Below are 14,201 nucleotides of genomic sequence, written 5' to 3' on the forward strand. Positions count from 1 at the left end.
ATTATTCGCTTTCTGCGCCACGCCGCACATCGGGTTGCCCCGCTGTGCGGCGTTTTGTTTTACACTTTCCCACGCAACAACATCGCTTTAATGAAATTGATTCGCCTAAGGAAAGCATGGAAATCTTCTTTACTATTCTCATCATGACGCTGGTGGTTTCACTCTCCAGCGTGGCGGCACGTATTCTGCCGTTTCAAATTCCCCTGCCGCTGGTGCAAATTGCCGCCGGTGCACTGCTCGCGTTTCCCGTCTTCGGCCTGCATGTCGATTTTGATCCGGAGCTGTTCCTCGTGCTGTTCATTCCGCCGCTGCTATTCGCGGATGGCTGGAAAACGCCGATTAATGAGTTCCTGCATCACGGTCGCGAAATCATGGGGCTGGCGCTGGTTCTGGTGCTGATCACCGTGGTCGGGATTGGCTACCTGATTTACTGGCTGGTGCCAGGCATTCCGCTGATTCCCGCCTTTGCGCTGGCGGCGGTGCTGTCGCCAACCGATGCCGTGGCGCTGTCCGGCATTGTCGGTGAAGGGCGCATCCCGAAAAAAATCATGTCGATTGTGCAGGGCGAAGCCCTGATGAACGACGCATCGGGTCTGGTATCGCTGAAGTTTGCCGTCGCGGTGGCGATGGGCACCATGGTGTTTACGTGGGGCGGCGCCAGCGTCGAGTTTCTCAAAGTGGCGGTCGGCGGTTTGGTTGCCGGTGTGGCGATATGCTGGCTGTATGGCCGCTCACTGCGTCTGCTAAGCCGCTGGAGCGGTGATGACCCGGCAACCCAAACCGTGCTGCTGCTGCTGTTACCGTTCGCCTCATACCTGATTGCGGAACACCTTGGCGTGTCGGGCATCCTCGCCGCCGTCGCCGCCGGTATGACCATCACGCGTTCCGGCATTATCCGCCAGGCACCGCTGGCGATGCGTCTGCGTGCGAACAGCGTGTGGCAGATGCTTGAGTTCGTGTTCAACGGCATGGTGTTCCTGATGCTCGGCCTGCAACTGCCCGACATCCTTTCCACCTCGATTGCGCAAGCGCAAGCCGATCCCAACGTCGAACTGTGGATGCTGTTTACCGACGTTCTGTTGGTCTACGCCGCGCTGATGGTAGTGCGTTTCGGTTGGTTGTGGATCATGAAGCGCACCAGTATGCGTCTGCTGAAAAAGAAGCCGCTGGAGTTTACCAACTACTCGCTGCGTGAACTGCTGATTGCCTCTTTTGCCGGGGTACGCGGCGCCATCACGCTGGCCGGTGTGCTGTCGATTCCGCTGTTCCTCAGCAACGGCGATCCGTTCCCAGCGCGCTATGAATTGGTGTTCATCGCCACCGGCGTAATCCTGGTGTCGCTGCTGGTGGGTGTGGTGATCTTGCCGATTCTGCTGCGTGACGTTGAGAGCATCGACAAGGTTGGCCATCGTCGTGAGATTCAGTTCGCACGTGCTGCGATGGCGGGCGTGGCGATTGAGAGCCTGCATAAAATGGAGCAGCGTCTCGAAACCGACACCGAAGAGAACATCGATCCGGAACTGCTGAAAGAGGTCAGTTTGCGCGTGATTGGTAATCTGCGTCGCCGCGCGGAGGGCAAAAACGATATCGAACAGGCGCAATTTGCCGAAAACCTCGAACGTCGTTTCCGCCTCAATGCGCTGCGTGCCGAGCGTGCCGAGGTTTATCATCTGCGCGCCACGCAGGAGATCTCCAACGAGACGATGCAGAAACTGCTGCACGATCTCGATCTGCTGGAAGCGCTGCTGATAGAGAAAGAGGAATAGCAGCAAGCCAAACGTAGGGTCGCCATTCATGGCGACCTATCGACATTAATGCGCTGCGGCCGTTTTCACACCGACAGCCGCGGCGCACTATCCGGCCAATGTTCACGGCAACACTCAATCCACGCCTCGGCGCTGCGCGACAGATAACTGCCTTCCCGCCAAATCAACCCTAAACTCCACTGCAACTCCGATTCCAGCGGCAGCCACAGCAGCGATTGTTTATCCAACCGCTGACAAATGGGCTCCGGCAGAATCGCCAATCCCATGCCCGCCTGCACCATCGCGGCGAGAAAATCCCACTGCGCGCTGCGCAGCGCAATCGTCGGCGTCAGGTTCTGACGTTGAAACGCTTTGCGGATCTGGCGATTCAGCGCGAACTCTTCATTGAGGATCAGCAACGGATGTTCAGCTAACTCCGCCAAACCGACTGTGTGGTGATCGTGCCATTGTTCACTGCGCGGCAGCAGCACGCACAGCGGATGGTGCATCAGCTCCAGCGTATTGAGCGGCAGTTCTGGCTCAATCGGCAGCGCGGTGAGGGCGATATCCAGCGCGCCACTCAGTACCGCTTGCTGCGCCGTCAATCCACCGAACTCGGATATTTTCAGCTGTACGCCCGGATAACGGCGGCGAAAGGCGGAGATCGATCCGGCCATCTGCATGCCGACCATCGGCGGAATACCCAGCCGCAGCTCGCCGGTTTTCAACTGGTTAATGTCGCCCAACTGCGCTTCGAGCTGGTGGAATTCCTGCAGAATCACCAATCCGCGCTGGTAAACCGCCTGGCCGCTATCAGTAAGATGCAGTTTGCGACCTTCACGCAGCAGCAAGGTGCAGCCGAGCTCCTCTTCCAGCTGGCGCAGCATTTTGCTGATAGTCGGCTGCGTCACGAACAGCTTCTCAGCGGCGCGGGTGAAGCTTTGCTGACGCACCACTTCAGTGAAGTAGCGCAGGGCGCGCACGTCCATAAACATTCCTTTTTGGCATAGTTTGAATGATTTTAATTCATTTCTTTCACCGTTTGCGGCGGATTTATACTGGACACCTCAATTCTTCCTCAGGGTGCAAGGCAATGATGGCATTAAGTCCGCGCAGAACGGATCTCCTGCAACGTACGTTTGTTCCGCTGCAGCTGGTGCTGTATGTCGGGTTGTTTATTTTTAGCGACAGGCTGGTGAGTTGGCTGCATCTGCCGCTGCCGGCCAATGTGGTTGGCATGGTGCTGCTGCTGGTGTTAATCATGACGCGCATCGTGCCGCTGCGCTGGGTGAAAGCCGGTGCTAACTGGCTGCTGGCGGAAATGCTGCTGTTCTTTATTCCGGCAGTGGTGGCGGTGGTGAACTACAGCGATTTGCTGCGCAGCGAAGGCTGGCGCATCTGCGTGGTGATTGGCGTCAGTACCTTGCTGGTGCTGGCTTCCACTTCACTGGTGGTCGATCGTTTATACCGCTTCGAACTGGCGCGCGCCGCGCGTAAGCAGGTGCATCATGAATGATCTGTTGATTAGCCTGCTGTGTCTGACGTTCACGCTGCTGGTCTATTACCTCAACAAGATTATCTATCGGCGCTGGCGCACGCTGCTATTGATGCCGCTGGTGTTGACGCCGCTGGTGCTGGTGGCGCTGCTGCTGCTCACTCATGTCAGCTGGAAAAATTACATCGCCGAAAGTCACTGGCTGATTTGGTTGCTCGGTCCGGCCACGCTGGCATTTGCCGTGCCGGTGTATGAGAACCTCGACATCATCAAGCGCCACTGGCTGTCGCTCAGCGTGGGCGTGCTGACGGCCACGCTGGTGGCGGTATGCAGCTCGGTGTGGCTGGCGCGCTTGCTGACGCTGCCGGAAACCATCCAGCGCAGCCTGGCAGTACGCTCGATCACCACGCCGTTTGCGCTGGCAGCCGCGCAGCCGATTGGCGGGCAGCCGGATCTGGTGGCGCTGTTTGTGGTGATCACCGGCGTGTTTGGCATGGCGGTGGGTGATGTACTTTTTCTGCGTATCGCTATCAAACAAGGCGTCGCCAAAGGCGCGGGATTTGGCGCCGCATCACATGGCGCAGGTACCGCGCGCGCTTACCAACTCGGCCAGCAGGAAGGCGTGGTGTCCAGCCTGGTGATGATGCTGTCTGGCGTCGTGACGGTGATTCTGGCGCCGCTGCTGAACCATTTATTATGGGTGTCATAATGCCTTTGTTTTGAGTCATTGCTCATACTGCAACCACATCGCTTTGCTTATTGTTTGCCCGCTTAAACGATAAGGAAGCGAAAAAATGAAAAGTCAGTATTTTGCAATGGGGCTGCTGTTGGCCTCCGCTGGGGTAATCGCTCAGGAAATCGGCGTAAAGGGTGGGAGTGATTTCTTTGCTGCCGCAATCAATAGCCAAAAAACCGCGCCAGGCCTGCAATATGGGATTGAGTATGTGAATGCAAAACATCAGTCAGAATTAGTGGACGCGAATCTGGGGTATGGTGTCGCTATGGGCGCACTGCGTATTGTTCCTCGCGTGGGCTTATTCTGGGCTGAGTTGAACCATGATAAATCCTCCAGCTTCGGGGCAAATGCAGGTATCCGTGCGATGGCTCCGCTGCCGCAAGCTAATCATACCTGGCTCTACCTCGATTTCAGCATGTCGCCAAATGTCGGCAATTATAACCTGGAGCACCTGCATCAGTTTGAGGCGGGAATTTACTACCAACCAGCCCACTGGTTAACGCTAAGTTCCGGTTACCGCTACTTGGGCAGTGGCTTGAGCAGTAATACTACTCATCGTTCGGTTGATGGTCTTTTTCTTGGAGCAGCCTGGCGTTTCTAGTCTTACAAATGGCCCCTCGGGGCCATCTTCCCCCCGCTGTAATCCATTTTTACGTAAAGCTTTCCAAATAATGTTGTCTCTCGTCGCCAGGCTGGTACCCTTGCCGCCGAATTAATTGTCCTTCATGGAGTGGAATCACATGTTAAAGCAACTTGTTACTGGAAGCGTTTTGGGTCTGGCACTGCTGAGCAGCGGCGCGCAGGCAATTGAGGGCAGTGTTGACGTGGGTGAGCATAGCACCAACCTGAACCTTGGCCTCGGCACCACTTCACCTGGCCTGTTCCTGAAAGGCAACTGGCTGCGCAGCGATCACGATGGCAGCACCTACGGCGCGGGCCTCGGCTATAACATCGACGTGGGCGATTTCCGCATTGCACCTACTGCGAAAGCGCTGTTCACCCATCCGGAAGATGGTCGTGATGGCTTCACCGTGGCAGTCGGTGGTGCAGCGCAATACAGCTTCAACAGCATGTGGGGCCTGTACGGCGAATATTACTATGCGCCAGAAGCCTTCTCCGATCGTCTGGATAGCTACCAGGAAGCCTCGGGCGGCCTGAGCTTCACGCCGATCTCTCTGCTGAACCTGCGTGTGGGTTATCAGTACATCGAGCTCAACAATAAAGGCAGCCGCAAAGATAACGTACTGGTCGATGGCCCGTACGTCGGCGCGTCACTGCGTTTCTAATCATCTGAATTAAAATGAAAAATGGCGGCCCAACGGGTCGCCATTTTTGTTTGGGAGCGGTCTGTCCCTCATCCCGGCCTTCTCCCGCAAGCGGGAGAAGGAGAAAAACGCGCCGATCGGTTCCCTCTCCCATTTATGGGAGAGGGTTAGGGTGAGGGGAAGCCAGCACGGACTTAATGCGATTTACCCTGCGAAATCCCAATCCCCGTCTGCGAGCGAATAAACTGCCCACGGAAGCGCGCACGTTCCTGCGCCCCGCGTGCTGAATGGTCGGTAATCGAGAACAGCCAGATGCCGATGAACGCCGCCAGCATTGAGAACAGCGCCGGATACTCATACGGATAAATCGGCTTCTCATGCCCCAACACCTGCACCCAAATCGTCGGGCCAAGGATCATCAGCAGCACCGCAGTAATCAGTCCCAGCCAACCGCCCACCATCGCGCCGCGCGTGGTCAGTTTCGACCAGTACATCGACAGCAAAATGATCGGGAAGTTACAGCTGGCAGCAATCGAGAACGCCAGGCCGACCATGAAAGCAATGTTCTGTTTCTCAAACAGAATCCCCAGCGCAATCGCCACCACGCCCAACACCAGCACGGTGATCTTCGAGATGCGCAGTTCATCGCGTTCCGTCGCCTTACCTTCGCGGATCACGCTGGCATAAAGATCGTGTGAAACCGCCGACGCGCCCGCCAGTGTTAAACCGGCCACCACCGCCAGAATGGTGGCGAAGGCCACCGCCGAGATAAAGCCGAGAAACAGGCTGCCGCCGACCGCATTCGCCAGATGCACCGCCGCCATATTGGTGCCGCCGAGCAATGCGCCGCTGGCGTCTTTGAAGGCGGGATTCGCTCCCACCAGCAAAATCGCGCCGAAGCCGATAATAAAGGTCAGGAAGTAGAAGTAGCCCATAAAGCCGGTGGCCCAGAACACGCTTTTACGCGCTTCACGCGCATCAGCCACGGTGAAGAAGCGCATCAGAATATGCGGCAAACCGGCGGTACCGAACATCAAACCAAGACCTAATGAGAGCGCCGAAATCGGATCTTTCACCAGCCCGCCAGGCTGCATAATCGCCGCGCCTTTTGGGTGCACCGCCATCGCTTCGGTGAACAGCGTATTGAAGCTAAAGCCAACAGCTTTCATCACCATAATCGCCATAAAGCTGGCACCAAACAGCAGCAGCACCGCTTTGATGATCTGCACCCAGGTGGTCGCCAGCATGCCGCCGAACAGCACGTACAGCACCATCAAAATGCCGACCATCACCACCGCGATATGGTAGTCGAGGCCAAACAGCAGCTGGATCAGCTTACCGGCACCCACCATCTGCGCAATCAGATAGAGCGCCACCACCACCAGCGAGCCGCAAGCCGACAGCGTACGGATCGGTTTCTGCGCGAGGCGATAAGAAGCCACATCGGCAAAGGTATAGCGCCCGAGGTTACGCAACCGTTCGGCAATCAAAAACAGGATCATCGGCCAGCCGACGAGGAAGCCGAGCGAGTAGATCAGCCCGTCGTAACCCGAGGTGTAAACCAGAGCAGAAATACCGAGGAAGGAGGCGGCGGACATAAAGTCACCGGCGATGGCGAGGCCATTCTGGAATCCGGTGATATTGCCGCCTGCGGTGTAATAATCGCTGCGTGAGCGGGTACGTTTGGAAGCCCAATACGTGATGCCAAGCGTCGCGGCGACAAACACCACGAACATGATAATGGCTTCATAGTTGGTGGCTTGCCGTTGCACCGCGCCGGTAATGGCATCGGCGGCAAACACGCTGGCGGGCACTACCGCGAGAAATATTGAAAGCAGGCGCTTCATGATTTCACCTCGCTCAGGATCTGTTTGGTCAGACGATCAAACTCGCCGTTGGCGCGCCACACGTAGACGCCGGTCAGCACGAATGACATCACGATTAAACCGACACCAATCGGAATACCGCGCGTGACGTTAGTGCCGGCGTGCAGCGGCGTACCGAGCCAGCCGGGTGCGAAGGCGATCAACAGAATAAAGCCGATGTAGAGCACCAGCATGATCACGCTGAGCAGCAGCGCAAACGCCTGGCGCTTGTGCACCAGCTCATGAAAGCGCGGATTATTCTCGACTTGTTGCCAGACTGCTTCCTGTTCAGGGGTTTCGTTCATCACATTTTCTCCAGAGGCAAGGCAGACAGCAATCTCACAATAAAGTGATTTAACCATCTGAATATTCTAGTTATATAGGTTGTGCGATGGTGAAAAGCATACGGCGTAAGGTAAAGGTGACGGAGAGGAGCCTGCCGGGGACAGGCTGACACTCTCCGTCGGGTCAATGCCGCTTACGGCATTGAGATGGACTGTTTCTCCTCCAGCAATTTCTCTACCACGCCCGGATCGGCCAGCGTAGAGGTATCGCCGAGATTGCTGGTATCGCCCGCAGCGATTTTGCGCAGAATGCGACGCATAATCTTGCCGGAGCGGGTTTTTGGCAGCGAGTCGGTCCAGTGCAGCACATCCGGCGTGGCAATCGGGCCAATCTCTTTACGCACCCAGTTACGCACTTCGGTATACAGCTCTGGCGACGGCTCTTCACCGTGGTTGAGCGTGATATACGCGTAGATCGCCTGGCCTTTGATGCTGTGCGGAATGCCCACCACCGCCGCTTCGGCAATCTTCGGATGCGACACCAGCGCCGACTCAATTTCGGCGGTGCCAAGACGGTGACCGGAAACGTTCAGCACGTCATCGACGCGACCGGTGATCCAGTAATAACCCTCTTCATCACGGCGCGCGCCGTCACCGCTGAAGTAGCGATTTTTGAAGGTGGAGAAGTAGGTTTGCTCGAAACGATCGTGATCGCCATACAGCGTACGCGCCTGGCCTGGCCAGGAATCGACGATCACCAGGTTGCCTTCGGTCGCGCCCTCGAGCGGATTGCCTTCGTTATCCACCAGCGCAGGCTGCACGCCGAAGAACGGTTTGGTGGCGGAACCGGCTTTCAGTTCAGTTGCGCCCGGCAATGGCGTGATCATGAAGCCGCCGGTTTCGGTTTGCCACCAGGTATCGACGATTGGGCAACGGCTGTCGCCAATCTTCTTGTAATACCACTCCCAGGCTTCCGGGTTGATCGGTTCACCCACCGAACCCATGATGCGCAGGCTGCTGCGATCGGTGCCTTCAATCGCTTTATCACCTTCGGCCATCAGCGCGCGAATCGCGGTTGGCGCGGTATACAGCAGCGTCACCTTATGTTTATCCACCACTTCCGCCATGCGGCTCGGCTTCGGCCAGTTCGGCACGCCTTCAAACATCAGCGTGGTTGCGCCGCACGCCAGCGGACCGTATATCAGATAGCTGTGACCGGTGATCCAGCCGACGTCGGCGGTACACCAGTAAACATCATCCGGATGATAATCAAATACGTACTTAAAGGTGCTGGCGGCATACACCAGATAACCGCCGGTTGTGTGCAGCACGCCTTTCGGCTTGCCGGTGGAGCCGGAGGTATAAAGGATAAACAGCGGATGTTCGGCATCAACAGCAACCGGCTGGTGCTGATCGCTGGCCTTCGCCATCAGATCGTGCCACCACAGATCGCGGCCTTCGCGCCAGCCGGTGTCTTTACCGGTGCGCTTAAACACCACCACATTTTTCACCGTGGTGACGTTGGGATTGTTCAGAGCATCATCGACGTTTTTCTTCAGCGGAATGCTGCGACCAGCACGCACGCCTTCATCGGCGGTGATGATCAGTTTGGCGTTGGAATCGACCACGCGTCCAGCAACCGCTTCCGGTGAGAAGCCGCCGAAGATCACCGAGTGCACCGCACCAATGCGCGCACAGGCCAGCATCGCTACGGCCGCTTCGGGCACCATCGGCATATAGATCGCGACCACGTCGCCTTTCTTCACTCCCAGGCTGCCGAGCACATTGGCAAAGCGGCAGACGTCCGCATGCAGTTCGCGGAAACTAATGGTTTTGCTTTCGCTGGCGTCGTCGCCTTCCCAGATGATGGCAGGATGGTCGCCGCGCGTGGCCAAATGGCGATCAAGGCAGTTAGCGGCGAGGTTTAGCTCGCCATCTTCATACCAGCGAATGGAAATATTGCCGGGGGCAAAGGAGGTATTTTTCACTTTGCTGTAAGGCTTAATCCAGTCGAGGATTTTGCCTTGCTCACCCCAAAAGGTGTCGGGATCGTCAACCGATTGTTGATACAGCGCCGCATACTGATCGGCATTAATGAGAGCATTCGCTGCAATGGCAGCGGGTACGGGATGCTTGTGTATTTGGCTCATGGCTGACCTCCTTGAAGATGTTAATCATATGTCAATCAATGGTTAATTGAAGACCGCAACAGGGCTTTGTTTCTGTTTTGTAGTCTGGATCACGACCTGTTATCACCGCCAAATGCCTCACGAACGCAGAGTCAAAACGCCGCGCGATCAGTCCGATTTTCTGCTTTAAGCCTAAGAGATTTCTGGTTCTTCTGTGCAAATAATCAGCAAACGCGCCGGGCCGCTTTTTGCGCAATATTGCATAGCTATGCTGAAAATTATCGAATTAACACTTTTCATAACAGCGAGTTATAGCTGTTAACCTTTGTCAGCATTTTATGCTACTAACCTGAATAAGATTTGCGCTATCACGCCGGGGGTTGCATTTACCGTAGTGAAAATGGTACTTATCTCGGCCCTGTTCAGCAGGTATCAACTCAGACTGCATCACTCCGCAGGCGCAAAATGCCTGCACAGCTGTAACCGACGTAGTCATAAATAACCCTCTATTTTATCGGGCTTTTGCTCACTTCCCTGTGTGACATTTCTCCTGCACCTTCGCAGCAGAGCAAAGGGGTTTTTAACTGAGGAAATAACGCGTTATGAAAGGTTTTAAGTTCACCCTTGCATGGCAAATCCTCGTCGCGCTGATTTTGGGCGTGATTGTGGGAACCGTGCTGCATAATCAGCCCGACGATCGTGAATGGTTAATCACTAACATTCTGACGCCAGCGGGTGACATCTTTATTCATCTGATCAAGATGATTGTGGTACCGATTGTTATCTCCTCACTGATTGTCGGCATTGCTGGCGTGGGTGATGCGAAAAAGCTCGGACGTATTGGTGTCAAAACCATTATCTATTTTGAAGTGATCACCACCCTTGCCATTGTGGTCGGCATCACGCTGGCCAACGTATTCCAACCCGGCAGCGGCATTGATATGTCAACGCTGGCAACGGTGGACATCTCTAAATACGAAGCCACAACCGAAGCCGTTCAGGGCGCACCGCACGGTCTGGTCACCACCATTCTGTCGCTGATCCCGCAGAACATCTTCGCCTCGCTGGTGAAGGGCGACATGCTGCCGATTATCTTCTTCTCGGTGCTGTTTGGGATGGGCTTGTCGGCGTTGCCATCGGAACATCGCGATCCGCTGGTCACGGTATTCCGTTCGATTTCCGAAACCATGTTTAAAGTGACGCACATGATCATGCGTTACGCGCCAGTCGGCGTGTTTGCACTGATTGCGGTCACCATTGCGAACTTCGGTTTTGCTTCGCTCTATCCGCTCGCCAAGCTGGTGCTGCTGGTGTACGTGGCGATTCTGTTCTTTGCTTTCGTGGTGCTCGGCACGGTGGCGCGCTTCTGTAAGCTGCGCATTACTACGCTGATGCGCATTCTGAAAGACGAGCTGATTCTTGCCTATTCCACCTCCAGCTCAGAAACCGTGCTGCCGCGCATCATGCAGAAGATGGAAGCCTACGGTGCGCCGAAAGCCATCACCAGCTTCGTGGTGCCAACCGGTTACTCGTTTAACCTCGACGGTTCAACCCTGTACCAGAGCATCGCGGCGATCTTTATTGCCCAGCTGTATGGCATCGACCTGTCGCTGACCGACGAGATTATTCTGGTACTGACGCTGATGGTGACCTCGAAAGGTATCGCCGGCGTGCCGGGCGTCTCCTTCGTGGTGCTGCTGGCGACGCTGGGCAGCGTGGGCATTCCGCTGGAAGGTCTGGCGTTTATCGCCGGTGTGGATCGCATCATGGACATGGCGCGTACCGCGCTGAACGTGATCGGTAACGCGCTGGCGGTGCTGGTGATTGCGCGCTGGGAAGACCAGTTCGACACCAAACAAGCCGCCGCCTACGAGCAACAGCTGCGCACCCAAAGCGCCAGTTAATAACGTCGTAGGGTCGCGATTAATAGCGACCGCTACGCACTGAAACCCGCTTCGGCGGGTTTTTTTATGCCTGCTGTGGCAAAAGCAAAAAAATCACACGCAGCAGAGGAATTAACAATTCTGTGTGATATATAGTTTTACGAATAAATTATTCTCTCACAGGAGTGTCGCATGCAGATCGATCTCAGCCAGATGATCACCGAAGGTCGTAATCCCGCCAGTCAGAACATCGATGAGCTGTCCACCGAAGCCATGCTGCGGGTGATTAATGATGAAGACAAAAAAGTGGCGCTGGCGGTAGAAGCCATCGTGCCGCAGATTGCGCAGGTGGTGGATGGCATTACCCAAGCCTTCAGCAAAGGCGGTCGCCTGATCTATTGCGGCGCGGGCACGTCGGGTCGTCTGGGGATTCTGGATGCCAGCGAATGTCCGCCGACCTTTGGCACGCCGCGCAGCCAGGTGGTTGGGCTGATTGCCGGCGGCCACACCGCGATTCTGCAGGCGGTAGAAAACGCCGAAGACAATGTGGGGCAGGGCGCGCAGGATCTGCGGGATATCCAGTTCAATGCTAATGATGTGCTGGTCGGCATTGCCGCCAGCGGCCGCACGCCGTATGTGCTGGGCGCGCTGGCGTATGCGCGTCAGCAGGGCGCATTTACTGCGGCGTTAACCTGCAATCCCAACAGCCCGATGTCGCAGGCCGCGGATGTGGCGCTAACGCCGGTGGTGGGCCCGGAAGTGGTTACCGGTTCATCGCGCATGAAGGCCGGAACGGCGCAGAAGCTGGTGCTCAATATGCTCACCACCGGCGCGATGATTCGCAGTGGCAAGGTGTACGGCAATCTGATGGTTGATGTCGAAGCCACTAATCAGAAGCTGGTGCAGCGCCAGGTGAACATCGTCAAACAAGCCACCGACTGTGACGATGCCACCGCGCAGCAGGCGCTGGCGGCGTGTCAGGGACACTGTAAAACCGCGATTGTCATGGTGCTGGCGGGATTAACGGCCGCTGAAGCGAAATCGCTGTTAAGTCAGAATCAGGGCTTTATTCGCAACGCGTTACGTGACGCAGGAGCGCAATGATGGCGGCCATTACTGAAGGTCTGGTGCGCGACATTCTGCAGGCGGTGGGCGGCGCCAGCAACGTGCAGCAGTGCGGCAACTGCATGACGCGTCTGCGTCTGACGCTTAACGATGCCACGCGAGTGGACAGCACCACACTCAAAACGCTGCCGGGCGTGCTGGGCGTGATCGACAGCGATGCGCAGTTGCAGATTGTGCTCGGCCCCGGCAAAGCACAAACCGCAGCGGAGAAGATGCAGGCGCTGCTCAATCAACAAGCGCCAGGCGATCTGCAGGCCATCGCCAGCGCGCAAAAGCAGCAGATGAAGGCGAAACAGACCAGCGCGCTGCACCGTTTTCTCTCCTGCTTTGCCACCATTTTTACGCCGCTGATCCCCGGTTTTATCGGTGCCGGTTTACTGCTGGGTTTTGCCACGCTGATCGAGCAGATCTTTCACCTCAATCAGCCGGGCGATCATGCACGCTGGCTGCTGGATACCGTGGCGTACATGAAGGTGTTCGGCAAAGGGCTGTTTACCTTCCTGAGTATTTTGATCGGCTACAACGCGCAGAAAGCCTTTGGTGGGACCGGCGTCAACGGCGCCATTATCGCCTCGCTGTTTGTACTCGGTTATGTGCCTGACGCCAAAGTTGGCTATTACAGCGGGATGCAGGATTTCTTCGGTATGGTAATTGATCCACGCGGCAATATTATAGGCGTGCTGCTGGCGGCGATATTTGGTGCCTGGATTGAGAAACAGCTGCGAAAAATCATTCCCGATAATCTCGATATGATCCTGACGTCGTTGCTGACGTTATTAATTACCGGTGCGGTGACTTTCCTGGTGATTATGCCGATCGGCGGTGAACTGTTTAAAGGCATGTCATGGTTGTTTATTCATCTCAATAACAATCCATTTGGTTGCGCTATTTTGGCCGGACTGTTTTTGATCGCGGTGATGTTTGGCATTCATCAGGGCTTTATTCCAGTCTATTTCGCGCTGATGGAAACCCAGGGCTTTAACTCGCTTTTTCCCATTCTGGCGATGGCTGGCGCGGGGCAGGTGGGCGCCTCGCTGGCGTTGTGGTGCAAAGCGGACAAACACTCGCTGCTGCGTAAACAGATCAAAGGTGCGATTGTGCCGGGGCTGCTTGGTGTCGGTGAACCGCTGATTTATGGTGTGACGCTGCCGCGCCTGAAGCCGTTTATTACCGCTTGTTTTGGCGGCGCGCTGGGCGGCTTCTTTATCGGGCTGGTGGCGTGGCTGGGATTACCGGTGGGCATGAACACCGTGTTTGGCCCTTCCGGTTTAGTCACGCTGCCACTAATGACGTCATCGCAGGGCATTTTTGCCGGAATGGCGGTGTATCTCGCCGGTCTGATTGTGGCGTGGATTGGCGGGTTTGCCTTTACCTGGTGGGGCGGCACCCGCGATGTGGATTTGAGTTAAGTAAAATGCGGATATCGACCAGGTCGCCATTCATGGCGACCTGGTATAAACGTGATTTCGATCACGCTTTAAGATTCTCTCGTCTCGCTCACCCTGGCACTGCCCCATTAATCCATTAAGTGCCATCTGTAAGTTAAGTGTCAGTAAAAAATAAAGGATTTATTAAGGAGATAGATAACCAGAACTTAAATTTATATTGGTATTATTTATTTTTAAATATTTAATGCACATCGCAACCATTTGTCCGATTTCACAATTAGTTGCC

The 14,201-nt window shown here is 55.8% G+C and carries 12 protein-coding genes; 8 read left to right on the plus strand and 4 right to left on the minus strand.

The window, feature by feature from the left end; all coding sequences use genetic code 11:
* Positions 1-116 precede the first annotated feature (116 nt).
* Positions 117-1,766, plus strand: coding sequence for a Na+/H+ antiporter (locus AC6I8A_RS01830; RefSeq protein ID WP_256698164.1), 1,650 nt, complete (start codon positions 117-119; stop codon positions 1,764-1,766).
* Between the two features lie 65 nt (positions 1,767-1,831).
* Here AC6I8A_RS01830 and AC6I8A_RS01835 read toward each other — a convergent pair whose 3' ends face one another.
* A complete protein-coding gene (locus tag AC6I8A_RS01835) occupies positions 1,832-2,734 on the minus strand; it encodes a LysR family transcriptional regulator (RefSeq protein WP_479486498.1) in 903 nt (300 codons plus the stop codon).
* 104 nt (positions 2,735-2,838) lie between these two features.
* On the opposite strand from AC6I8A_RS01835, the gene AC6I8A_RS01840 reads away from it, so the two are divergent.
* The 4 genes from AC6I8A_RS01840 to AC6I8A_RS01855 all read left to right on the plus strand — a co-directional run bounded on the left by AC6I8A_RS01840 (position 2,839) and on the right by AC6I8A_RS01855 (position 5,262).
* Complete coding sequence (locus AC6I8A_RS01840) at positions 2,839-3,261, plus strand: CidA/LrgA family protein (protein WP_256698167.1); 423 nt, start codon at positions 2,839-2,841, stop codon at positions 3,259-3,261.
* Positions 3,254-3,949, plus strand: coding sequence for an LrgB family protein (locus tag AC6I8A_RS01845; protein WP_256698168.1), 696 nt, complete (start codon positions 3,254-3,256; stop codon positions 3,947-3,949). The genes AC6I8A_RS01840 and AC6I8A_RS01845 overlap by 8 nt, the downstream gene beginning before the upstream one ends.
* An 85-nt stretch (positions 3,950-4,034) precedes the next feature.
* Positions 4,035-4,577 carry a YfaZ family outer membrane protein gene (locus AC6I8A_RS01850; RefSeq protein WP_479486499.1) on the plus strand — a complete coding sequence of 181 codons (543 nt, stop codon included), beginning with the start codon at positions 4,035-4,037 and terminating at the stop codon, positions 4,575-4,577.
* 139 nt (positions 4,578-4,716) lie between these two features.
* Complete coding sequence (locus tag AC6I8A_RS01855) at positions 4,717-5,262, plus strand: YfaZ family outer membrane protein (RefSeq protein ID WP_008109987.1); 546 nt, start codon at positions 4,717-4,719, stop codon at positions 5,260-5,262.
* A gap of 173 nt (positions 5,263-5,435) precedes the next feature.
* Here the strand turns inward: AC6I8A_RS01855 and actP are convergent, their stop codons facing one another.
* From actP to acs, 3 genes are all read right to left on the minus strand, one after another.
* Positions 5,436-7,088: a cation/acetate symporter ActP gene (gene actP / locus AC6I8A_RS01860; protein ID WP_265300686.1), complete on the minus strand. Its 1,653-nt coding sequence runs from the start codon at positions 7,086-7,088 to the stop codon at positions 5,436-5,438.
* Positions 7,085-7,411 (minus strand): DUF485 domain-containing protein, encoded by a 327-nt coding sequence (locus AC6I8A_RS01865; protein ID WP_256698171.1) that lies wholly within the window; start codon positions 7,409-7,411, stop codon positions 7,085-7,087. Before AC6I8A_RS01865 ends, actP begins: the two co-directional genes overlap by 4 nt.
* Positions 7,412-7,584: 173 nt before the next feature.
* Entirely contained in the window at positions 7,585-9,540 is a 1,956-nt protein-coding gene (gene acs, locus AC6I8A_RS01870) for an acetate--CoA ligase (protein WP_265300689.1), read from the minus strand.
* A gap of 581 nt (positions 9,541-10,121) precedes the next feature.
* On the opposite strand from acs, the gene gltP reads away from it, so the two are divergent.
* The 3 genes from gltP to murP all read left to right on the plus strand — a co-directional run bounded on the left by gltP (position 10,122) and on the right by murP (position 13,936).
* Entirely contained in the window at positions 10,122-11,423 is a 1,302-nt protein-coding gene (gltP, locus tag AC6I8A_RS01875; RefSeq protein WP_007888562.1) for a glutamate/aspartate:proton symporter GltP, read from the plus strand.
* 171 nt (positions 11,424-11,594) lie between these two features.
* The gene (gene murQ, locus AC6I8A_RS01880) at positions 11,595-12,506 is read left to right on the plus strand and encodes an N-acetylmuramic acid 6-phosphate etherase (RefSeq protein ID WP_497817927.1); all 912 of its coding nucleotides are present in this window, start codon (positions 11,595-11,597) and stop codon (positions 12,504-12,506) included.
* Positions 12,506-13,936: a PTS N-acetylmuramic acid transporter subunit IIBC gene (gene murP / locus AC6I8A_RS01885; protein ID WP_497818928.1), complete on the plus strand. Its 1,431-nt coding sequence runs from the start codon at positions 12,506-12,508 to the stop codon at positions 13,934-13,936. Before murQ ends, murP begins: the two co-directional genes overlap by 1 nt.
* Positions 13,937-14,201: the final 265 nt, after the last annotated feature.

The organism is Pantoea sp. X-Soil-ISGK-275 (assembly GCF_059730795.1).